This window comes from Mesorhizobium sp. IMUNJ 23033 (assembly GCF_044778005.1).
Classification (GTDB): domain Bacteria; phylum Pseudomonadota; class Alphaproteobacteria; order Rhizobiales; family Rhizobiaceae; genus Mesorhizobium; species Mesorhizobium amorphae_A.
On record NZ_JBJACT010000036.1, the window covers coordinates 1 to 21,406 of the forward strand.

The following is a 21,406-nucleotide window of genomic DNA, read 5'->3' on the forward strand; positions in this document are numbered from 1 at the left end:
AGCCGATGCAGAATGGTTACATCGAATCCTTCAACGGCCGGATGCGGGATGAGCTCTTGAACGAAAGCCTGTTCTTCGGCCTCGACCACGCCCGCAGCGCCATCGCCGAATGGGCGGAGGACTACAATCCTGTTTCATAACACCCATCTGTCTATGTCGTTGAAGCGAATAGGTTTTGCTGATCGGGATGCGATCCCGCGGGGTATTTGGGGTTTTGTCGCGCGCGACGAACAATCCGCTGGGCTTCCGGCTTTCCAAGTTCTGATCGCTTGAAGATCCATGGGCCATCCGGCAGGGGATGGATACCCTTGATCTCGCCGGATTCGGCGACGAGCCTGAGGGTCTTCGGTGAGACGCCGAGGAGGCGCGCCGCCTTGTTCAGATTGAGGTATGGCTCAATGCCGTCCAGCGCCGGGCGGAAGACCGGGATCTTGTGATGCGACCTGTGCGCAGTGACCCGCTCCCGTGTCCAGCGATTGCCATGCCCAGTCACCAGGCCGTTCCGGTTGAGAATGCCGGCGATCAGGTCATCGCTGGCGATCAGCACCAGTTGCCGGATGGCTGCGATGATGTCGGCGGAGGTCGCATTGCGCTGGCCACGTCGCCGTTTCGGCAGACGCAGTTCTGTATGGACGCCGCCGATCCAATGGATCAGCAGGACGATCTCGGAGGCTTCATCATCGATATCGGCGACCACTTCTTGGATAACGGTGCGCACGATGCGCTTCTTGAGCCTGGCATCCGTCGTCGGCGCCGACCAGACGGTGCGAAGGTCTCCGGCAAGCGCAGCGATGTCCTTTCCCACCACAGGTGACGGTTTCGGTGTCGCTGCATCATGGGCAGCGATCCGGCTTTCGATGTCGCCGACATGCGCGAGGGCGCGGTTCCATCGCACCTCCAGTTCCGCCGCAACCAGCCGGTTTTCGGGATCGGCGGCGTCATATTGCCGGAAAGCCCGCTCGGCGGAGTAGCGGGCAGCTTCCAGATCGCGGCTGAGGGCGTCCCGGACCTGGTCGCGGCGCCCGGCTGCCTGCGCCTCGGCCTCGGCGGCGGCAGCAATCGCGCCGGGCTCGACGACACGTAAGAGTGCTCCCTCAATCGCATCGTCGACGCGCAGCCCGCCGAAGGCGATGCAGCGCGGCTCGCCATTGTCGAGCAGGCCCCGCCAGCAGGAATAGCGCGGAATGTTGTGCTTGGCGCCCGTGTATCGCACCGTGAGCTTGCGGCCGCAGCGCCGGCAGCGGACAAGACCGGCCAGCAGCGCGTCGCCATGCTTGGGCGCTCCGTGATGCCTGCCCGTGGTCACATTGTCGCTCACCATCTTGCGGATCGCCTCAGCCCTTTCCCAACTGACATAGCCTTCATGGTTGCCCGGGATCAGGGCAAGCCATTCCTCGCGCGTCCTGCGTCGGATACCTGTTCGAACGGCGGATGGGCCAAATCCGGGCGCAGCACGCGTCTTACCATAGGCGTAGGCGCCGCCGTAGATCGGGTTCTCGATCATCCGGTGGATGGTGGCATAGTTCGGCCGACGCCAGACAATATCGCCATTGTTGCGCTTGGCGGGCAAATCCAGCCCATGCTCGAGGAACCACATCAAGGCTTGCCGGGCACTGCCGAGTTCGGCGACCTTGTCGAACACAAGAGTGATGGCTTCCTGCACGCGGCGATCCGGATCCTTCTCCAGGCGATCACCGACCTTTACGAAGCCCACAGGGGCTGCAACAACGAGTTCGCCGCGGCGGGCCTTTTCGTAGCGGGCCGAGAGCGAACGCTGGCGCAGAAGATCGAGTTCATACTCGTTGAGACTGCCCTTCAATCCCAGCAGCAGCCGATCATTGCCCTGGCGCGGCGCATAGACCGTCTCCTGGTCGATCAGCACAGTGTCGACGACGCGGCACATCTCGATGAGCTGCTGCCAGTCGCGGCTATTGCGGGCAAACCGCGATACCTCCCGTGCCGCAACCGCCCCGACCTTGCCGAGACAAACCTCTGCGACCATCCGGTCGAAACCGGCGCGGGCGACGCCGCCAGCGGCCGAACGGCCGAGATCGTCGTCGATCGTGTCGATGCGAGACCAACCGAGCGACGTCAGGCGATCGCGCATCGCATATTGCAGGGCGCTGCTCTCGCGATTGTGCAGGACCTGATGGGCTGACGACTGCCGCACATACAGGATCGCCTTGCGCTCCAGATGGTGCGGTCTGATCTTCTCATGCATCATGACGCACCTCCTCCCGTCCGGGAGAGCGGTCGCCGTCGACGTGATCGAGAATCAGGCTGACAATCAGCTTCGTCACTGATCGGCGCGTCTCGGCGGGCAGCGCCTGCCATTGCGGCGTCTGCACCGTCTCGGCGTCGTTCAGCTTCGAGAACAGATCGAACTGGTATGTCGTGGGCTGGCGCGGCATGGACATCTCCCCGATTCGCGTCGTGAGAGCCCAATGCTGCGCCCATCTCCTGCGATTGCGATGGGGCACCCGTGTCCCGGAGCAGTGTCGCCAGGGCGCCAAGCGCGGCAAGGTCGACGTGCGGAGCAGTAGTGATACGCCAGCTCGCGCGGGGGCCCCGATCGAACATCCACGCCGGAACCTCCAACCACCGGTGCAATGGCTGGCCAGAAAGGGTGCAGCGGAAGACCGACGCGTCACCCTTCTCGATCACTTCATGGATAAAGACTTGGCGCTCAGCCCAGGGATGCCATGGATAAAGAAGCTCGCGTTGGTCGGTCCCGTGGGTGTTCCGTCGCTGAGTTGTACAACACCGCGAGGCCCCACTCCTCGCTCGGATATCAGACCCCGGCGGCCTTCGCCGAGGTCTTCACCGCAATCGGCTCCGACGCTACGCTCAACGAGGGCTTCGCGTCTCCGCCGGTTGCTCAACCCGCGCCCTACGGCGTAACAGAAACGGCCAAGGCTCTAATCGCCGCTGGATGACAGTTCAGTGGCAGGTCAGGTCTACAACAAACGCAGGCTCCATTCGGCGCTCGGATATCTGAGCCCGCAGCAGTTCGAGGATCAACACATCCGGCAGACTGGCAAATCAGCAGCCTGATATCTGTCCACCCCCAGGGGCGCACTCCAATCGGGGGTCAGTTTTGGAAGCCGTTTGACATGTCACCTCCGCGGAACGCGGTCGAAGTCAGCGTTGCGTTTGCTCACTACACTGGCCCCGAAGAAATCGTGCGCCTTTAGTTCACCCTCGAACCGTGATCGGGTCGGCGTGGGCGCAACCCGCCGAACGTAGTCCTCTCTCGGTCAATAACAGTTGCATGGCAGGCATATATCCAGCGTGTGCATGCGTTCCATCAACACAATCGATTTTGCCGATTTCAGAGAATAGCGGATAAGGAAAACGTCTGTCGGGAGAACAGGTCAACTGAGAACGTGGCCGCCACTCGCCGGCCATGTCCAAATCGTCTGGCTTCTTCCGAAAGACTTATGGGCCGGCGCGGTCATCGCAGGACCATTCAACAGCAATCGAAGTTGGTGCGGTGCCAATCCCGGAGTTCGCTTGACATACGTCCCCAGGGATGTCGCGCGTGCAATTAAGGCATTGAGGACGGAGTTAAATGGAAATACTGCGGTCTTTTAGAAAAAACTTACCAATCTCTATACAGAGGTCCGTGCAAGAACTTATGGAACGCACGCGGGAACCTATATCTTCGTTAAAAGTGCATCGGCAGATCGTTGAACTCCTCCAAAAGCCCAATCCCGTCATCTTGGACATCGGCTGCAATGACGGAACCGATACCCGACGTTTTCTCAGGCTTTGCCCAAAGGCTCAGCTCTACTGCTTTGAGCCAGACCCTCGAGCGGCTGCTCGCTTTAAGGCACACATGAATCTGTACCTGGAAAAGGTGAGGCTATTTGAGATCGCGATCAGTAACCGAAATGGCAGGATTGATTTCCATCCAAGCAATGCAGATGGAAGTGCGAAGGAATGGGACCAATCTGGCTCGATACGCCGACCCAAGAATCATCTTGTCGAACATGATTGGGTTCGATTCGATCGCCCCATCTCAGTTGAAACTAGAAGGCTTGACGACTGGTGCAACGAAGCGAAACTGAACGAGATCGACTTCATCTGGATGGATGTGCAGGGAGCCGAGTCAGATGTCATTGCTGGCGGCAGACAGACCTTGAACAACACGCGCTTTATCTACACGGAATACAGCGACCACGAGCTCTATGAAGGGCAGCTGTCCCTGCAAGCCATTCTTGATCTTTTGCCTTCGTTCGAATTGGTGACCTGCTATCCCCGCGGAGTGGAGGGTGATGTATTGCTTAGGAATACGAGCCTTTAGAACAGGCCTGTTCTGCTTCCGTCCTGCTGCAGCCCTCCATCCTCTATTGGAGATCCACAAGCGGCTGGATTAGAGTGCGAGGGTCGCAGAAGCCTGGTTGCTCTTGCATATCCGCCGGAACAGGTTCTGCGAGGCGAGGCAAGGGAATTGGTCCCCGTGAAGGTCCTCAAATTTCAGCTTGAGGCCATGCCTGTCGCCCGAGGAGATCTGCCACTGGCGTCCGGTTGAGCCATGTTCTCGCCCGCTCTTTCGAGGGGCCGCCAGTATATCCCGGGCTTTGCCGCATCCTTACCGCTCTTGGGAACGCAGATATAATTCAGCCAGCTTTGGCTGCCGGCCGAGGACTTGCCAGTGCGGCGGTCCTGTTCGATCTCACAGTTGATCTTCTGGTCTCCAGTGAGGGTCGAGAGACTCGCGCGCTCGACGGCGGAACGTGGACGAAACATCCTTACGGCCATTGTCGGGCTGGATACCGGATCGACGCGCCGTGGTCAGCGCATTGTGCACTTATCTGGACCAACGACGCAAAGCGGCGGTCGTGAAGGCAGATGAAGCTAACTCGCGTTCATGGTCTTGAGCGACGGGGTCGCGGGTCGGCCGGGTGGTTTACGCAGTCACCTTCGTGCATAACCGCCCTGGCAAGAGCTTTGAGGAGTTTCGAAATTGGAATGTTTCGAGAGGATCGAGGCGTTAATCGATACGGCCAGCGCGGATGCGATCGATACGGCGCGAGTTTTGCTGGATCGGTTCAAAGGTAAGTCAGAAACACTCGCCCAGGCGATCGACGACTTCCTACTTGATCTGATGACCCTGGCGTTTGTTTTACAAACCGCCCGCGAGAGCTTCCACAATCCTGCGCGGCGGTTGGCGCGCATGAGATTGACCAGGATCAGGCTGTTGTTGGCGTCATAGGCTGAAGCATAGGCGCTGCGCGGCAAGAAACGGTGGCAGAAAGATGTGCCTTTGCCGCGAGGTGAACGATGGAAGCGGCGCCTGCCATGGGTGCTACGGACAGAGCCGACGTCAGCGGTGGGTCGAATGCAGTTCGGACCGTATTCTTGGTAGCTCGACAAGAGGCTGAACTTTGCGCTTTTAGCTACTGGAACTCCGTCTCGCCAGAACGCAGGACTCTGCCCGTTCTGCGAGACTTTCAACTCGCTTTCCAGGCGGGCTTTCAGCCCAAGTTCTATCGGATAGCTTTTCGGCTTCTCGTCGGCCGCCCGTCTTGGTTCGACGTTGCCCTGCTTTTCTAAAGCTTCTAAGGCCTTGCCATGACGGAAGTAATGCAGGGCGTTGCATCATGCTTTCGCCAAGCAGCGTCCGGCCTAGATGTTTGATCCCATGCTGGAGCGGAAAACGCTCCGATCCCAGAGAGACGACGATGCGGAGCAAAGGCTCGCAGGCCTTATGGAAACCCTTTTCCACCTTCGGCGTCGGCTACACTTGATTTCAACGGCCCAGCGGCGCTGCCCCGGCAATGTAAGCAACAGGTCGATCTGCGCCTGCGGCTGTTCTAGAAATTGCTCAAGGTACCGGCGGGGGCGATGGCGGTGAGGGTTTCGATCAATCGGACAGTTTGCGGTTCGACTCTCTCCGACTCTCATCCGCGCGGCGGGACGGGAGCCTTCTTACCACGGCCCCACAGAATGAACGCTGAAAGGGCGAGCAGGATGATGTTGAGCGGTACGACCGAGGCTTCACCCCGCGACAAATGAAAGATTATCGCAGCGATTTGCAGCAGCACACAACCAAGTGCAGCCAGGACGGTGAGCCGTGGCTGAATTCGAGTCAGTGCGGGTAAAAGCACTCCAAATCCACCCGCAATGTCGATGAGACCCATAAGGTGCAGGAACCATGGGGGCACAGCGCCGGGCCAGACCCACATTGCCGCCAAACTTCCTCAGTCCTGTTCGGACTTCCGGGCAGCGGCTGCAACCATCGCCTGCCCCACGCGCCGGTCGCCTTGGGCGTTCAGCATTTCGCCGGCATTGCGAATGTCGCGAGGCTCCTTGTTCTGGCTGAGCTTGGCTTTGCCCACTAGGCGGGTGATTTCGATCTCCAGCCCGACGATCGCCTTGACCAATGTATCGATAAAGTCCCGAGGCGCGTCACCCATCTTCCATGGGTCAGGGTGGGCCGCCTCATGCCTGCGGGTTAGTCTGGCGACATTGTGACGGACATAGCTCTCGTCGTCACGGACGGTGATCCGTCCGTATGCATGTGCAACGAGGTAGTTCCAGGTCGGCACCTGCCGGTGGAACTCCTGCTTGCTCGGATACCATTGCGGCGAGATATAGGCGTCGGCCGCGCGGAACACGACGAGTGCCTCATCGCCGGTCGACACGTCCTGCCAGACCGGGTTGTTACGGGCGACGTGGCAGTGCAGAGCACCGTACCTTCCCTGCGCCCGATTGAGTTCGAAGGGAATGTGATTGGCGTCGAGCCCGCTCCTGCCATGGGTGATCAATACGCCGAGGGCGCTCGTCTCGATCAGATCGTGGAGAGCCTCTTGGCTGGGTTCGTCGAAATGTGGGGGAACGTACATGACGGTTCTTTCACTGTCGGATGGTTTCGCGGTTTATCGAGCAGTGCCCGCCGGCAAACGTTCCAGCGCCTCGACGATCTGACGCTTTGCTACAGCGGAGAGCGGCAGGATTGGGCGCAGAGGTTCGGCGCGGCAAATGTTTAGCAATTCGGCGAGCACATAGATGACGCGAAGGCTGGAGAACTGCTTGAAGAGATCCCAGATTGGCGTCAATGCGGCGTCGAGGCGGCGTGCTTCGGCCGCATCGCCCGCCTGCGATGCCTTGACAATCTTTATGCAGACCTCAGGCAGGATGCCGCCGAGGACGCTGTACCAGGTGTCGGCTCCGGCGATCATGGCTTCGGTGGCGTTCCAATCGCCGCTGTAGCCGATCGATAAGCCTTCCGGTACGATGCTCCTCTGCCCGGCCAGATGGCTCTCGATCGCATCGCTCTTGTCGGTTGGATTCTTGATGGCGACGATCCCCGGCACCTTGGCCAAGCGGCTGACAAGTGCGGGAGTGAAATGGAAATGCGTCGTTCCGGGATTGTCGTAGATGACAATCGGAAGGCCGCCTTCGCGTGCCACGGTCGAGAAATGTTCGAACACCTCGTCATCGGTGAGCGGGGTGTACGAGACAGCCGCAAGCAACCCTGCAGCAGCGCCGAGGGCCTTGGCGTCCTGCGCAAGGCATACTGCCTCGTCGGTGCGCAGCGCGCCCACGCCCACCACGACCGGCGTCTGCCCACCGGCTTCGTCCAAAACTTCGGCGAGGGCCAGTCGCCGCTCGTCGCGCGTGAAGTAAATGTAGGTGCCGGTGCTGCCGAGAAGGCCGATGGAATCGACCTTTGCGGCGCAAAGCCGTGTAATCAGCTTGCGCAGGGCCTTGGTATCGACCCGGCCGTCACGGTCACTCGGCGTAATGGGGAATGCGGAAAGCCCGCTCAGGAACGCCATTGCGTTGCTCCAGATTTCTGCATGGGCGCCAGTGTTGGACGCGAGGATGGGAACCGGCTCATCAGAGCACGTCCAGCGCCTGCCTCAGATCGGCGATCAAGTCTTCAGCGTCTTCCAGACCGACCGAGAGACGCATAAGGTCCTCGCCGACGCCTTCGGCAAGATGAGCATCCTTGCGGATGCTTTTGCGGGCACGTGTCAGACTGGCCGGATGGTAGATCAGGCTGTCAGCGTCACCGAGGCTGACAGCTCGGGTGATCAGGTTGAGCCGATCCATCATCCGACGTGCGCCCTCAAACCCGGCGTGGAGGCCGAAAGCCAACATGCCTGATCCTTTGGCCATCTGCTTGCGGGCAATCGCCTGATCGGGATGCGAGTCGAGGAACGGGTAGCTCACCCAGGCCACCGCAGGATGCGCCTCGAGCGCTTGCGCGATCGAATGAGCCGTGGCGCTGTGCCGCTCCATGCGGATCGTCAGCGTCTTCAGCCCGCGCAGGATCAAGAACGCTGACATGGGCGAGAGTGCTGCTCCGGTGATATAGCGCAGACCCGTTTCGTGCAGCGTGTGGAGTGTTTTCGCGTCACCCAAGATCGCCCCGCCGAGAGCATCGCCGTGGCCGTTGATATACTTCGTCAGCGAGTGGATCACGATATCGGCCCCCTGCTCCAGCGGCCGCTGGAGCGCGGGCGAGGCGAAGGTGCTGTCTACCGCCACCTTCACGCCGCGCGCGTGGGCGTGTTCGGCGATTTCGGCGATGTCGAGGATGCGGCTCAGCGGGTTGACCGGGGTCTCGAAGAAAAGAAGCCGGGTCCGGTCGGTGATCGCGCCATCGAGATTGCTGGGCTCGGACAGATCGACTGGAACGACCTTGATGCCAAACCGCGGGACCGCCTGTTCGACCATGGCGAGCGTGTTCGCATAGAGCGTCTTGTGGACGATGAGTTCGTCGCCCTGGGACAGCAGCGACAGGATTAGCGTGCCGAAAGCCGCCATCCCCGAGGCCACGACCAGCCCGGCTTCGGCTCCTTCGAGATTGGCGAGCCGCTTTTCAAGGATCTCGGTCGTTGGGTTGTATTCACGTGCGTAGAGCCTGCCGCCAAGTGTGGCCGCCGCCTCGTTCGCCGCAACGCTTTCGAACCCGTAGGTCGAGGTCAGGAAAACGGGCGGCTGAACGGCATTGGAAAAGCCGGCCGGATCGTAGCCATGATGGATCGCCCGCGTGGCGAATGCGAGATCGGCCCCGTTCAGGGACCGCGTCGGTGCATCGATTTCGGATCGATTTTTGGGGCTGGTCATCGCTCTCTCTGAAGTTTCTTGGAATTCCGGAAGATAGTCGCCAAACTGGCTCACTTGTAACGTCCAGTTGGCAATTAATAAAATGGTCCAGTCTTCAGGTGCCGGTCGCTCGCACGGTATGGGTGCGCGCCAGATCTATGAATCTCTTCGCGAGCAGATCCTCGGGGGCGTCTACGAAACCGGCAGTCAGCTGCCGTCGTCGCGGGGCCTCGCAAACGACCTCGGCGTTTCGCGAACGACCGTCACCGTCGCCTACGAACAGTTGGCCGCAGAAGGTTTCATTGAAGTCCGTCAAGGCGCACGACCTCGCGTTGCATCTTCTCTGATCGGTCACGAGGCGAGCAGCACCGTCTCAAAACGCGGCGGTCCGATTCATCTTTCCGCCTACGGCGAGAGACTGCGCGCCAGTCCGCCTTGGCCGGATTACCTGCCCAACCGGTTGAAAGTGGATTTCCGTTATGGCGACCTCGCGCCGTCCGATTTCCCGGCGCTGATCTGGAAGCGCGCCATGAACGCGGCGATGGCGCAACGTCCCGTGCGGCTGGCCTATGATGATCCGCGCGGATCGCGCCGCCTGCGCCAGGCGCTGCAGAGCTATCTCTGGCGCGCCCGAACATTGAGCTGCGAGGTCGAGCAGATCATCATCGCAAGCGGCTCGCAGCAGGGTCTCGACCTTTGCGCGCGCTTGCTGCTCGATCCTTCCGACAGCTTCGTGATCGAGGACCCGTGCTACAGAATGGCACGCCAGGTCTTTGCCAGCACAGGCGCGAGGCCTGTTTCTGTCGCCGTCGATGGAGATGGGATGAAGACGGAGCTGCTTGAGGGGATCACGGCGCGGCTGGCCTATGTCACGCCGTCGCATCAGTTTCCGCTCGGCGGCGTCTTGCCGGTCTCGCGCCGGTATCAGCTCCTGGAATGGGCCCGGCGCAACGACGCCTATGTGATCGAGGACGACTACGATGGCGAGTACCGCTACGACATTCGTCCGGTGCCCCCGCTGCACAAGCTGGAGGACCGCAGTTCCGTCATCTATCTAGGTACGATCTCTAAGACGCTGTCGCCAATGCTGCGCATCGGCTACCTAGTGGTTCCGCCGGAATTGCAAGACGTCTTCGCGACGGCCAAGCAGCTACTGGACAGACATTCTCCGGTGGCGGAGCAGGAGGCCCTGGCCTCGCTCATCGAAAGCGGCGGCTATGAAAGCCATGTGCGCCGCGTCCGCCGTCTGAACGGCGAGCGCCGAGAGACCCTGCTCGCCGCCCTTCGACGCGCGTTCGCAGACCGCATCGCCATCGAAGGCGCTGATGCCGGGCTGCATGTCGTCGTCTGGTTCAAGGACCTCCGTCGGTCATTGGAGGACGTGCTGGTGGAAGAGGCGCGACGAGAAGGCGTGGGTGTCCATTCCATATCGCCGCTCTACGGCCGGGAAACGGATGAAGGCCGCGCCGACCGGATCGGACTGGTGATGGGCTATTCCGCCTTGACCACAGGGCAAATCGAGAACGGCGTTCGGTTGCTCACGGAAGCTGTCGAACGGGTGAGAAGGAACTCTCCGGACACTTCGGCCGCACGCTAGAATATCCGTCCAGTTTGACCGGGATCACAATCCTGCAGCCGGCAAGCTGCGCCATGAAGTTCTAATCGAAGCCCTTGGCCACAATCGTTCCGAGCATGACCACCTGATTGAGGTTCTCCGGGCGTACGACCGACCGGTGATCTGCGGCTTCGACGGCACGATCGCCGGCCCATCCTATGGCGCTTGGCTGGTTTTTCGATTGAAACGGGAAATTGCTCTAGTCCAACGCGAGGTTTTCGCGGCACCGCGCTCATGATGACGAACCTAATATCCGTGCGTCGTCTCAGTTATGACCGTGAAGCCACTTGGTTTGATTGTCGGTTAGAGCGACGTTCAGCGTCTGCGGGATTGCTGACTGGATCAGGCACAATCGCAAAAACTGGCTCTGTCAGTCAGGCCAGTTCCCGGGCAGAGGTTTCGCCGGATCGGGCTGTGACCCTGCCCCGGAGCGCGGAAGCAGACATGGCAAACGGACATCTCGAGGATACCCCCAAGTCCGGCTGGAAGCTGGACGCCGCGACTGCGGTCATAGAGGGCGAAGAAGCATGACGTGGCACGGAACGCTGGCCCACATCCATGTCGCGTCAGCCGCATCGTACGAAATGGAGGAGTTGACGGAGGCACAACTCATTGCCGGGCGCGGCATTGTCGGGGATCGTTACTATCTTAGAACGGGGACCTACTCTCCGAAACCCGACGTGCGGGAGGTGACGCTGATTGAAATGGAGGTTCTGGAGGCGATCGCTCGCGGCGAGCCTAAGGTCCCGGGCCTCAAAGCCAAGCTCGAGCCGGAGGACCACCGGCGCAATCTGACTACCCGAGGCGTTCCGCTCGGCCACCTCGTCGGCAAGCGGTTCCGCGTCGGCGAAACAGTCCTGCGGGCTGCGCGGATGAATTTTCCCTGCAGGTATATCGAGCAACTGCTCGGCATTCCCGGTCTCTATGAGGGACTTCTGAACCGCTCTGGCCTGAATTGCGCGATCGAGGTTGGCGGCGTGATCCGCCCCGGGGATCCGATTCTCCCAGTTGACGAGTAATCGATATGGCATCGCCCCGCATCATCATGAAGCTCACTGTAACTGCGGCCCGCAAGGAGCCGGGCGACGTCCTGGTCATCGACCTGAAACACACGCGCAAACCTCTGCTGCCGTCCTTCGAACCGGGCTCGCACGTTGATGTTCATCTGCCTGATGGGAAAGTGCGCCAGTATTCGCTCTGCGGCGATCCGACAGATCTGAGCCGCTACACAATCGCGGTGAAGCGCGAAGATGTTGGTCGCGGCGGCTCGGCGTGGATTCACGAGGCAGTGGCCGTCGGATGCACACTCCCGGTTTCTGCGCCTCGCAATCATTTTCCGCTTGCACAACGCGAAGGGCCAACCCTGCTGCTGGCGGGAGGCATCGGGATCACCCCGATCCTGGCAATGGCGCGCGCCCTGGAGCGGCAGGGTAGGCCGTACGAGCTGCACTACTTCACCCGCAGCCGAGCGCTCATGCCTTTGTTGTCGGTCATCGAGCGGGAGCTCGACTCCAGCATAGTGTGGCTGCATTTCGACGACGAACCGGAGACCAGGCAGAATCTTGAATCCTTGCTTATGACCCCTTCCTCTGATGCACAGCTCTATTATTGTGGTCCACCGGGCTTCATGGCGGCCGTGGATCGGGCGGCATCGCACTGGCCGGAAGGAACCGTGCATTTTCGAGGCCTTTCAGCCGCCGCAGCAGGACGGTGCGCCACCCGAACCTTTCACGATAACCCTTCGCGACGGGACAGTGGTTCCTGTCGCGGCCGATACCTCGGCACTCGCGGCGTTGCGCGCCGCTGGCGTGCTGCTCATGGCGTCCTGCGAGAACGGGGTTTGCGGAACCTGCGAATGCGGAATTCTGGAAGGGCAGCCGCTCCATCGGGATGCTGTCCTGTCCAAGGAGGCCCGGACTCATCGATTCATTCCATGCATATCGCGCGCAACCGGCGTGTTGAGACTCGATCTGTGAAGCCAGCCCCATCTGGAAGCACCGGTGCGAGGCGTCAAATGCGGAGAATTGGATGACATCGAAGTTCGCCTATCTCAGCCAAATCGAGCGCTGCGTCTCGTGGCTTGCCGCATGGACTATCCACCATGCCAACCACGTCCGCGAAGGCGACGAGATCAAGGTTGGTGGCCATCAGGCGTCCTCCGCCTCTCTCGGCACGATCATGACTGCGCTTTATTACTCTGCGCTGCGTCCGCAGGACCGGGTGGCGGTCAAACCTCATGCCGCGCCGATCTTCCATGCGATTCAGTATCTGTCGGGGAATCAGACGCGCGAGAAACTCGAAAACTTCCGCGGCTACAAGGGCGCCCAGAGTTACCCCTCGCGGACCAAGGACGTGGACGATGTCGATTTCTCGACCGGCTCGGTGGGCCTGGGTGTCGCTCAGACGCTCTTTTCCTCCCTCGTGCAGGACTATGTGTGCGCCCACGGTTGGATGAAGGATCGATCCGGGGGACGCATGGTGAGCCTGATCGGCGACGCCGAGATGGACGAGGGCAACATCTACGAGGCCCTGATCGAGGGTTGGAAGCACGGGCTGCGGAACTGCTGGTGGATTGTGGACTACAACCGTCAGTCGCTCGATGCGGTCATCCGAGAAGGTCTCTGGCAGCGCTTCGAGCAGATATTCAAGAACTTCGGCTGGGAAGTGGTGATCCTGCGCCATGGCTCCCTCCAGCAGGCCGCCTTTGCCGAATCGGGAGGGGAAAAGCTGCGCGATTGGATCGAGCGCTGCTCCAACCAGCTCTATTCGGCGCTCACCTTTCAGGGTGGTGCGGCCTGGCGGAAGCGGCTGCTCGACGAGATTGGCGATCAGGGACCGGTCACCGAGCTAATCGAACGCCGTTCTGACGACGAGTTGCAGGGGCTCATGGTCAACCTGGGCGGCCACGACCTGCCGAGCCTTCTCGAAGCCTTCGAGGCAGCCTCGCAGCATGACCGGCCGGTCTGTTTCATCTGTTACACGATCAAGGGTTATGGCTTGCCGTTGGCCGGCCATAAGGACAACCATGCCGGCCAGATGACGCTCGCTCAGATGGAAGGCTTCCGCCAGCGGATGGGCGTCCGGCCCGGCGAGGAATGGGACAAATGGGCTGCGGCGACGTTGCCTCCAGCAGAACTAGAGGCCCTCATCGCCAAAGCGCCGTTCTTCAGCGAGGGCCGGCGCCGGCTCACTGCACCGGCGGTACCGGTTCCCGAAGCGTTGCCCGCGCCGGCACAGGGGGGCAAGCAGGTCTCAACCCAAATGGGTTTCGGCCAGATCCTGAACGAGATTGCGCGCAGTGAAACGCCGCTCGCCGACCGCATCGTCACGACCTCCCCTGACGTCACGGTGTCGACCAATCTCGGCGCTTGGGTCAATAGGCGCGGACTCTTCGCCCGCGAGAGCATGGCCGATACCTTCAAGGCCGAGCGCATCCCTTCAACCTTCACCTGGGAGTTCGGCCCCAAGGGGCAGCACCTCGAACTCGGCATCGCCGAATCCAACCTCATGATTATGCTCGGGGCGCTGGGGCTGTCGCATTCCGTGAATGGCGTGCGGTTATTGCCGATCGGGACTGTGTATGATCCGTTCATCTATCGCGCGGCCGATCAGCTGAATTATGCCTGCTACCAGGATGCGCGCTTTCTGCTGGTCGCCACGCCGTCGGGCGTGACCCTCGCCCCCGAGGGAGGAGCGCACCAGTCAATCGGCACGCCGCTGATCGGCATGGCGCAGGACGGGCTTTGCGCCTTCGAGCCGGCCTTCGTGGATGAGCTCGCGGTGATCATGCGTTTCGCCTTCGAGTACATGCAGCGGAACGGCGAAGGCGATCCCGATGAAACGACATGGCTGCGTGATCAGACCGGCGGATCGGTCTATCTGCGCCTATCCACACGGCCCTTGGAGCAGCCTCATCGCGACATGGGTTCGGAGTTGGCGCGCGACATTGTCAACGGTGCCTATTGGCTGCGCCCGCCAGGACCGAACGCCAGCGTTATCATCGCCTATCAGGGCGTGGTCGCGCCCGAAGCGATTGCCGCGACGGGTCTTCTGGCGGAAGACCGGCGCGATGTCGGGCTGTTGGCGATTACATCCGCTGACCGGCTCAATGCGGGCTGGCAGGCTGCGGAACGTGCCCGGCAGCGCGGAACAGACGACGCGACGAGCCACATTGAGCGTCTACTGGCGTCGCTGTCACGCGATTGCGGGATCGTCACCGTGATCGATGGTCACCCCGCGACGCTCGCATGGATCGGTGAGGTCTATGGAAATCGCGTCAAGGCCCTGGGGGTGGAGCATTTCGGCCAGACCGGCACGATTTCAGACCTCTATCGTCATCACGGGCTCGATGCGAACGCCATCGCGCATGCAGCGCGGGCGGTGAGTGCCGGATGCAGCATTCGCTATTTGAAGTCGCTCCCTTCGCCCTGAATGAACCGCAACGCAGAGCCTTCCCGCAGGACGGAGCAGCCCATGTCTTTCAAGCCCATGATCGCCCCCGAGATTTACGCCCGACACCCGAACTTTCATTTGCTGAGCATCGTCGTGCGAAGCGCGGAAGTCGACGTGCCGCAGGCCCCGGCGCTCGCTGACGCGATCGCGGCCGCGGAGCAGGCCGCGTTTGGCGACGATGCTCAACGGGATGAGCATCTTGCAGCCTGGGCCGAAGCCTACTGGTCCTTCGGTGCCAACGCTAATCGAACACCCTGCTCGGCTGCGGTGCTTCTCAAGCGGATTCGCAAGGACGGCTCATTGCCACGGATTTCCCCGCTGGTGGACGCCTACAACGCCGTCAGCGTGCTTTACGGCGTTCCGGTTGGGGGTGAGGACCTCGATCACTATCAGGGTCTTCCGAGACTTCTGATCGCTACGGGAGCGGAGCCGTTCAACACCGTCCAGCAGGGCGAACCGGTCACCGAGCATCCTGAGCCGGGCGAAGTCATCTGGTGCGATGACGCCGGAGTCACCTGCCGCCGCTGGAACTGGCGGCAGGGGCGGCGGACTATGGTGACGGCCGATTCGCGTTCCCTTTGGCTTGTGCTCGAGGCGCTCGAGCCCATGCCTTCGGAGCGGCTGAGGGCCGCTGGGGCGCAACTGACCGGAGTGATTGGGGCACTGTGCCCAAATGCCCAGATCGAAATCGCTGGGTTGAATACATCCACCCTACTTAACCCGCGCAGTCGAGAAAAACTAAAATGTACCGACCCCGTCGATCTGTAGAAGACCGCCCCGATGTGCTTCTGGCCGCGATCCGCGAGATCGCCTTCGCCACGATCGTGACGCCGACGCCTCCAGGCATCGAGGTCACGCATGTGCCGACCATCGCGCGGCAGGCTCCGGATGGACGCCTGATCCTCGCGACCCACGTCGCGCGTGCCAACGCGCATTGGCGGGTACCAGAGGGGAGCGCCAGTCTCGCGATTTTTCAGGGCCCTCACACCTACATGTCGCCGCAGTGGTATCCGACCAAGCGCGAGACGGGAAAGGTCGTTCCCACATGGCTCTATATCGCCATACATGCGCACGGACGCTTGACGGCGATTGAGGATAGGACCTGGCTGCGCCGCCAGGTTGAAGACCTGACCGACCGGCACGAGGCCACACGCACAGCGCTCTGGAGCGTGTCGGATGAGCCGCAAAAAAATATCGACAGCATGATGCGGGGCATTGTCGGTCTGGAATTTCGCGTCGAGCGCCTCGAGGGAGCATGGAAACTGAATGAGGAAGAGAACGCCGCCGACTTGGACGGCACACGCCGGGGGCTTGAGGCCGCCGGTCACGCCGGCGAGCTCTTGGCACGAGCCCTTGCCGAGCGGTGACGGTCGGTAGCGAAGTGCCCGCCGCGGTGGGACCCAGACCTGTAAGATCCAAGGAGGCGGAAGAGGCGGACAGCGCGTTGATCCGCATCGAGCGCAGCAAGAGGCGAAGGGCTACCGCGACCGCGACCTGCCGGAAGCCTAAATCAGCTTTCGGACCCTTTGCGGCCATTGACAACCGATACGATGGCACGACGCGATGGACCCACAGCTGCCATTGACCGGCTGGCAGATGAGCGTCCGCGAAATTAAAAGGTCGGCCGTTTTAAACGAGAGTGTCTCCATGCACATGTATCAGGTAGACGCCTTTACCGACCGGCTTTTTGCGCGGAACCCCGCTGCTGTTCTGGTGCTCGACGAGTGGCTGCCGGATGACCTGATGCTTGCGATCACCCAAGAGAACAATCTTGCCGAAACCGCTTTCGTCAAAGCGCGGTCGGATGGCGCGTGGGATTTGCGGTGGTTTGCTCCGGCGCATGAGGTCAATTTCTGCGGCCATGCCACCCTGGCGACCGCGCATGTGTTACTGACCGAGACCAACGCCGAAGCTCCGCTTGTCTTTCACACGCGCGTCGGCGCGCTGCGAGTTACACAAGGCCCGCATGGCTACCGACTGGACATTCCCCGTCTGCCCCCGGAGCCATTGGAGACGCTTCCCGCAGAAATCGCACGTGTTTTCGACAATCCACCCGTCGGCATCTTCCGAAACTTCGAGAACATCTTCGCCGATCTCGGCAGCGCGGATGCTGTGCGTAGCTTTGTCCCTGACCTTGCCTCGATTGCCCGCCTCGGGTCTGTGGGCCTTGTCGTGACGGGGCAGGAAGCCGACAACGGGCGAGCGCATTTCGTGTCCCGTTACTTTGCCCCCGGTGCGGGCATTCCCGAGGATCCAGTCACTGGTTCAATTCATGCCACCCTGGTTCCTTACTGGGTCGAGCGGCTGGGTCGCGAAAGGCTGATGGCCTATCAGGCCTCGGCGCGCGGCGGCTGGCTTGATTGCGAATTGACCGAAGATCGGGTCTTTCTGGTCGGCAATGCCGTGACATTCATGAAAGCCACGGTTTCCCTTCCCAATGGTGCTGTGTAGGCGGACGGCAGCAGAGTCCACTGGCAGCCGTACGAACTTCGCGCGTCGAGCTTCCGCTCGCCACCCGAAAACCGAACTCGAACTGAGGTGCCATCCATCGTAGCAACCCAAACGGCAGAAACGAGGAACTCGTACGGCGACCGCGGCAACTGGGCCATCGGTTGCGAAGTCGCCGGCCAAGGGATCGCGGGTTGTTCCCGCATAAGGCTGGACTGCCTTACTGCAGCCCCAGCCTTCTCTTTAGCTCCGCGTTCTCATTGCGCAGGCGTTCCGCAAGCAGACTCCTCAGCCGCTTGTTTTCGTCCTCGAGCGCGAGAAGATCCTTGAGATCGTCGCCCGCTTGCGCAGGTGCGGCAGCCTTCTTCTTCCATTGATAATAGGTCTGCTCCGATGTGCCGGCCTGCTTTACGGCGCTTTTGAGAGTGGCGCCGCCACTGACCGACTTTTCGATCTGGCTGAGCTTTTGCGCACGCTGCTCATCGGAGTACACCTTCCGGCCGGGCCGAACTGGTTCTGACGCTTTAACTTCAATCGACGGTGCGGCGCCATTCTTACGGGCAGTTGCCCTAACTTCTGTCTTTGCTTTCCGCGGGCGCCGCGTTTTCTTCTTGTCGGCCGGCGTCACAGCGCCTTTCGTGGTGGCCTCTACTGCTTCAGTTTGCTCAGGATCTGCCATGCGACGCTCCGCCTTTTCTTTGTGAACTTGTTCAGCATTAAGGGCCACGAAATTGGAGTCAATAAGCTCCCGATTCGGCGCATTGATCTCCTCGAATTTCCTTGCTGTCTCGGCGAAAGCTGCCGAGAGATCGACACCAGCCCAAATGGAATGATCGCTTTTTTGATGGCTGCGCTTCTGTCTGACTTCCACAATGAACGGTCGCGGCTGTCGCCTCATAAGTCATTCCTTATTTATGCGAACTGCAAGGAAGCCCCTGCTGAATATGATTGGCCCTTCAGGTGCTTCCATTGCAGCGCGGAGCTTTACCGGAAGACGGCGAGTGTGAGCAAGGGGGTCTTGCCAGCCCGACAACTCTAGGCCGGGGCCTTAGCAGACGATCAGCGGAGTCCTCGGTTCTCTGCGGGTGGATTTCCCCCCCCCCCCCGCTGGATCGTTCAGCCCGAGCGCTGCGGTAAGCATAAAAGCGCAAATACCACCGGGACTGCTTGCCTGGGCCGCAGGAGTTGAATATGGCGTCTGGGTTTGGTTGGGGACTACCATGCGTCGCGTATACGGTATTGGCGTCGCTGCGTTGTTGGCGGCTGTTTGTTTGCCGGCTGTAAGCTCGGCATCATCGCTTTCGGACTTTATTCAGGTCATTCAGAGCGGCCAGCAAATAACGCGGTCGATATCGTTAAGGCCGCCGCAGTCAAATGCACTTTGGCTTTATCGTATCGAGCAGGCCATCTGCAGAACAAGCGATCGCCCTTGCTCAACCGTATGAGCCCACTCTAGGTCCGACACTTGTCGCACATAGCCGAAACGGCGTGTTTGCTGTCGTCGCCGGTACGCTGTTTGAGGACAAGGCAAAAGCGAACTTAATAGCGCTCAAAGAACTGCACATCATCCCTCAGGACTCGTTTCTCTCTCGCGGGGTTGTGGACGGCAATCTCGAGGTTCACAGGACCACCATCAACCAGATCGCAGCTTACGCGGCGGTATCGGGAGACAACGTGACATACTCTTCTGTCGATAAGGCATACGAGGCCGTTCGGCATGAACAATGCCGCGTGCTCTATGCGACCGCCGACAATCTGAAGGCTGCGTCGGAAGCGCTGGCGCGCGACGGTGTGCAATTCGCGTTCGCTCGGTCTGGCTTAATGAGAGCGATGCCGCCAGTGCGGCTGCCAAGTTGGATGCCGAAAATCAGGAGCAGGTCAAAGCCGAAGAGGCGAAGCGTGTGGCGGCGGATGAGGAGAAGAGGATTGCTGCCCAGCGCGAGGAAGACGAGAAGAAGTCGAAGTCGGCGCGACAGGCAGATCTGCGCCAGAAGAATGGGCCAGCCGCGACCGCCCTTCTGAATATCTTCTCGGATGGGTTGAAGAGGACCGTTCTAGGCGCTCTGGGCGGGCCGGACACGGGGCAAGGCATCAACGTTGAAGGTCTATTTCCTGAGTTCGCTAAGTGGAATGCTGGGCTATCGCGCGACGACTGGAAAGCCACGGAGGTGACCTCGACGGTCCAGGACTATGGCACCGTCAATTGGAAGGGGCGGAGCCTAGACGGAATCCTCGTCAAAACGACCGTAAAAATGGCGAGTGCCGAGCGCGGTCAGTACAAGGACGAGTGCTTCTTGTTCGGCGCCGTGGTCGACAGCGAATTCCAGATGATGCGCGATCCATACGAATCAATGTGCAACGCCGATACATCGGCTCAATGGGCCATCGGACACGAACTCAAAAGCCTTTGGGTGGCGTATTAAAACCCGGCATAGCGCCGCCTCCCCAGGTCTCTATCGGTCGATTCGGCTTCAACTCATCAGCCATCCGCCGGCTCGGCCAATGAACTCGTCTCGGTCGCTCGCCGCGTGGGGTATTTCCAACCGCAGCACACCGAGTAGCATGCGCATGTTGGTCGCGATCAAGTCGGCGAAGCGCTTCACCTGACGCTTTTCAAGAGCACCGAGACAGTCCGCGAGTCCTAATGCAATCTCCGAGGGATAACGCTGATGCATGCGTTTGCGTGCCGCAGCACTTTCTATTCCCAGCGCCAGGAGAAACGTATCAAGCTGCTCCGGGGTAACTTCATCGAGCGTTTTCGCCTCACCGATCCTGTAAGCGAGTTCGTCGGTCAGAGTGCCATCGAGCCTGGTCGGTAAGATATCGTAACGCGGCGCAAAGTGGATTCTGCCTCCGGGTTCATAGAGCAGGGCGAAGTTTTTTGCATGTCCATCGTTATTCCCGACCAGGAGATCGAATATCGTGGCCCTAATGAAGGTCTCCTTCGCCTGAGCGGGGTCGACCGTCGCCTCAAGTATCCCGCGAATGCCCGAAACGTCGAAGCGCCGGCCTGCCTTGCCACGCCTTTCGTACTTCATCGAAGCGGGCAAACCGAGGGCCTGCGCGAAATCCTCCTGATGAAGACGCACGATCCTGTTCTCTCGGTCTCTGCGTCGGTCGAAGCGGGTCACCAGTAGGGTCTCAATCCCGCCAAACGGCACTACTGAGACTTCGGCCGTGTCGAACCCTAGCGCCCCGGAAAGCCTCATCGCTTCGGCTTCAAACCGGGCATCCTGCTGATGATCGCGGTCGGGCACCTTCAGGATATGTGTCGTCGGGGCCCCAGATCCTCGCTTGGGCTCGGCAAACCTACCGTCCGGCAGAACAGTCAGGGCTATCTTGCTTTGCATGCCTGCCAAAGGGGAGGGATCTTCGGTTCCGTACGGCAGGCGTTTGCGCTGATGGAGCGCTTCGACGATCGCGATCATGCGATCCTGCGGGATCGGGACATAGTCGCTTTCGTAGTCGCCCGGGACCTTTGTCGGCGGCGATCCTGACGGAAGAACGGAAAGTGCTCCGGCACAGTCCTTTCCAAGGTGATATAGCAGGCCAGCTATGTCATCGCGAGCGAGGCCTTCTCGTGCCATCACGTCGGTGAGCACGCCGTCGCGCTCCTGCAGAAGGTTGTCGAAGAATGCTCGCGTTATAACGTCCGTGTAAGGTTCTTCGGCGATTGGAAAGGAGAGCGATAAAGCGGCCGCATCTGATCTTCGAAGGTAGTCTGCCTTGTAGACGAAGGCGACTGAGCCGTTCTCGTCACGCACGAGGGCGCCGATCGGATCGGCGAAACCGTCCAGTCTCACATCAAGGGCAAGCACCTCCATGGTA

General features: G+C 60.7%; 17 protein-coding genes and 4 pseudogenes. 12 read left to right on the forward strand and 9 right to left on the reverse strand.

All coding sequences use genetic code 11. The annotated features are described in order from the left end of the window. Positions 1-128, forward strand: a pseudogene (locus tag ACFX5Q_RS29480) (transposase); the annotation flags it as partial. Between the two features lie 23 nt (positions 129-151). Here the strand turns inward: ACFX5Q_RS29480 and ACFX5Q_RS29485 are convergent. Together ACFX5Q_RS29485 and ACFX5Q_RS29490 are read right to left on the reverse strand one after the other, a co-directional pair. Further along, entirely contained in the window at positions 152-2,224 is a 2,073-nt protein-coding gene (locus ACFX5Q_RS29485; protein ID WP_404283559.1) for a recombinase family protein, read from the reverse strand. Then, the gene (locus ACFX5Q_RS29490) at positions 2,214-2,411 is read right to left on the reverse strand and encodes a hypothetical protein (RefSeq protein WP_127248159.1); all 198 of its coding nucleotides are present in this window, start codon (positions 2,409-2,411) and stop codon (positions 2,214-2,216) included. The genes ACFX5Q_RS29485 and ACFX5Q_RS29490 overlap by 11 nt, the downstream gene beginning before the upstream one ends. 315 nt (positions 2,412-2,726) lie before the next feature. Between ACFX5Q_RS29490 and ACFX5Q_RS29495 the strand changes: the two are divergent. Together ACFX5Q_RS29495 and ACFX5Q_RS29500 are read left to right on the forward strand one after the other, a co-directional pair. Next, positions 2,727-2,936: pseudogene (locus ACFX5Q_RS29495) on the forward strand (integrase core domain-containing protein); the annotation flags it as partial. A 722-nt stretch (positions 2,937-3,658) separates the two neighbouring features. Continuing rightward, positions 3,659-4,306: an FkbM family methyltransferase gene (locus tag ACFX5Q_RS29500; protein ID WP_404283633.1), complete on the forward strand. Its 648-nt coding sequence runs from the start codon at positions 3,659-3,661 to the stop codon at positions 4,304-4,306. Between the two features lie 323 nt (positions 4,307-4,629). On the opposite strand, the pseudogene ACFX5Q_RS29505 reads toward ACFX5Q_RS29500, so the two are convergent. After that, positions 4,630-4,813: pseudogene (locus tag ACFX5Q_RS29505) on the reverse strand (cold-shock protein); the annotation flags it as partial. A 156-nt stretch (positions 4,814-4,969) separates the two neighbouring features. Here ACFX5Q_RS29505 and ACFX5Q_RS29510 point away from each other — a divergent pair. Continuing rightward, positions 4,970-5,218: a hypothetical protein gene (locus tag ACFX5Q_RS29510; protein WP_404283561.1), complete on the forward strand. Its 249-nt coding sequence runs from the start codon at positions 4,970-4,972 to the stop codon at positions 5,216-5,218. 688 nt (positions 5,219-5,906) lie between these two features. Here the strand turns inward: ACFX5Q_RS29510 and ACFX5Q_RS29515 are convergent. The 4 genes and pseudogenes from ACFX5Q_RS29515 to ACFX5Q_RS29530 form a co-directional block, all read right to left on the reverse strand. Continuing rightward, positions 5,907-6,200: pseudogene (locus ACFX5Q_RS29515) on the reverse strand (DoxX family protein); the annotation flags it as partial. A 6-nt stretch (positions 6,201-6,206) separates the two neighbouring features. Then, complete coding sequence (locus ACFX5Q_RS29520; protein WP_404283562.1) at positions 6,207-6,851, reverse strand: FMN-binding negative transcriptional regulator; 645 nt, start codon at positions 6,849-6,851, stop codon at positions 6,207-6,209. 33 nt (positions 6,852-6,884) lie between these two features. After that, entirely contained in the window at positions 6,885-7,787 is a 903-nt protein-coding gene (locus ACFX5Q_RS29525; protein ID WP_404283564.1) for a dihydrodipicolinate synthase family protein, read from the reverse strand. A gap of 61 nt (positions 7,788-7,848) precedes the next feature. After that, positions 7,849-9,084, reverse strand: a complete 1,236-nt coding sequence (locus tag ACFX5Q_RS29530) for a trans-sulfuration enzyme family protein (protein ID WP_404283634.1) — start codon at positions 9,082-9,084, stop codon at positions 7,849-7,851. An 82-nt stretch (positions 9,085-9,166) separates the two neighbouring features. Between ACFX5Q_RS29530 and ACFX5Q_RS29535 the strand changes: the two genes are divergently transcribed. From ACFX5Q_RS29535 to ACFX5Q_RS29565, 7 genes are all read left to right on the forward strand, one after another. Beyond that, a complete protein-coding gene (locus ACFX5Q_RS29535; RefSeq protein ID WP_404283565.1) occupies positions 9,167-10,660 on the forward strand; it encodes a PLP-dependent aminotransferase family protein in 1,494 nt (497 codons plus the stop codon). Between the two features lie 545 nt (positions 10,661-11,205). Continuing rightward, positions 11,206-11,697, forward strand: coding sequence for an MOSC domain-containing protein (locus ACFX5Q_RS29540; RefSeq protein WP_404283567.1), 492 nt, complete (start codon positions 11,206-11,208; stop codon positions 11,695-11,697). 573 nt (positions 11,698-12,270) lie between these two features. Further along, entirely contained in the window at positions 12,271-12,654 is a 384-nt protein-coding gene (locus tag ACFX5Q_RS29545; protein WP_404283569.1) for a 2Fe-2S iron-sulfur cluster-binding protein, read from the forward strand. A 52-nt stretch (positions 12,655-12,706) separates the two neighbouring features. Continuing rightward, on the forward strand, positions 12,707-15,109 hold the full coding sequence (locus ACFX5Q_RS29550; protein WP_404283571.1) for a transketolase: 2,403 nt from the start codon (positions 12,707-12,709) through the stop codon (positions 15,107-15,109). Positions 15,110-15,151: 42 nt separating this feature from the next. After that, a complete protein-coding gene (locus tag ACFX5Q_RS29555; RefSeq protein ID WP_404283573.1) occupies positions 15,152-15,898 on the forward strand; it encodes a B3/4 domain-containing protein in 747 nt (248 codons plus the stop codon). Between the two features lie 14 nt (positions 15,899-15,912). Then, on the forward strand, positions 15,913-16,497 hold the full coding sequence (locus ACFX5Q_RS29560; protein ID WP_404283575.1) for an FMN-binding negative transcriptional regulator: 585 nt from the start codon (positions 15,913-15,915) through the stop codon (positions 16,495-16,497). Positions 16,498-16,693: 196 nt separating this feature from the next. Further along, on the forward strand, positions 16,694-17,581 hold the full coding sequence (locus ACFX5Q_RS29565; protein ID WP_404283577.1) for a PhzF family phenazine biosynthesis protein: 888 nt from the start codon (positions 16,694-16,696) through the stop codon (positions 17,579-17,581). A gap of 217 nt (positions 17,582-17,798) precedes the next feature. Here the strand turns inward: ACFX5Q_RS29565 and ACFX5Q_RS29570 are convergent, their stop codons facing one another. Further along, entirely contained in the window at positions 17,799-18,476 is a 678-nt protein-coding gene (locus tag ACFX5Q_RS29570; protein ID WP_404283579.1) for a transposase, read from the reverse strand. A gap of 955 nt (positions 18,477-19,431) precedes the next feature. Here ACFX5Q_RS29570 and ACFX5Q_RS29575 point away from each other — a divergent pair. After that, positions 19,432-20,001 (forward strand): hypothetical protein, encoded by a 570-nt coding sequence (locus tag ACFX5Q_RS29575; protein ID WP_404283580.1) that lies wholly within the window; start codon positions 19,432-19,434, stop codon positions 19,999-20,001. A gap of 48 nt (positions 20,002-20,049) precedes the next feature. Here the strand turns inward: ACFX5Q_RS29575 and ACFX5Q_RS29580 are convergent, their stop codons facing one another. Further along, positions 20,050-21,402, reverse strand: a complete 1,353-nt coding sequence (locus tag ACFX5Q_RS29580) for a HipA domain-containing protein (RefSeq protein ID WP_404283582.1) — start codon at positions 21,400-21,402, stop codon at positions 20,050-20,052. Positions 21,403-21,406 lie beyond the last annotated feature (4 nt).

Excerpts from the sequence above, each read along its gene's own strand:
- ACFX5Q_RS29580 (WP_404283582.1), bottom strand. The coding sequence starts at position 21,402 with ATGGAGGTGCTTGCCCTTGATGTGAGACTGGACGGTTTCGCCGATCCG.
- ACFX5Q_RS29540 (WP_404283567.1), top strand. The coding sequence starts at position 11,206 with ATGACGTGGCACGGAACGCTGGCCCACATCCATGTCGCGTCAGCCGCA.
- ACFX5Q_RS29570 (WP_404283579.1), bottom strand. The coding sequence starts at position 18,476 with ATGAGGCGACAGCCGCGACCGTTCATTGTGGAAGTCAGACAGAAGCGC.
- ACFX5Q_RS29525 (WP_404283564.1), bottom strand. The coding sequence starts at position 7,787 with ATGGCGTTCCTGAGCGGGCTTTCCGCATTCCCCATTACGCCGAGTGAC.
- ACFX5Q_RS29490 (WP_127248159.1), bottom strand. The coding sequence starts at position 2,411 with ATGCCGCGCCAGCCCACGACATACCAGTTCGATCTGTTCTCGAAGCTG.
- ACFX5Q_RS29485 (WP_404283559.1), bottom strand. The coding sequence starts at position 2,224 with ATGATGCATGAGAAGATCAGACCGCACCATCTGGAGCGCAAGGCGATC.
- ACFX5Q_RS29520 (WP_404283562.1), bottom strand. The coding sequence starts at position 6,851 with ATGTACGTTCCCCCACATTTCGACGAACCCAGCCAAGAGGCTCTCCAC.
- ACFX5Q_RS29535 (WP_404283565.1), top strand. The coding sequence starts at position 9,167 with ATGGTCCAGTCTTCAGGTGCCGGTCGCTCGCACGGTATGGGTGCGCGC.
- ACFX5Q_RS29530 (WP_404283634.1), bottom strand. The coding sequence starts at position 9,084 with ATGACCAGCCCCAAAAATCGATCCGAAATCGATGCACCGACGCGGTCC.
- ACFX5Q_RS29555 (WP_404283573.1), top strand. The coding sequence starts at position 15,152 with ATGTCTTTCAAGCCCATGATCGCCCCCGAGATTTACGCCCGACACCCG.
- ACFX5Q_RS29550 (WP_404283571.1), top strand. The coding sequence starts at position 12,707 with ATGACATCGAAGTTCGCCTATCTCAGCCAAATCGAGCGCTGCGTCTCG.
- ACFX5Q_RS29565 (WP_404283577.1), top strand. The coding sequence starts at position 16,694 with ATGGACCCACAGCTGCCATTGACCGGCTGGCAGATGAGCGTCCGCGAA.
- ACFX5Q_RS29545 (WP_404283569.1), top strand. The coding sequence starts at position 12,271 with ATGCACAGCTCTATTATTGTGGTCCACCGGGCTTCATGGCGGCCGTGG.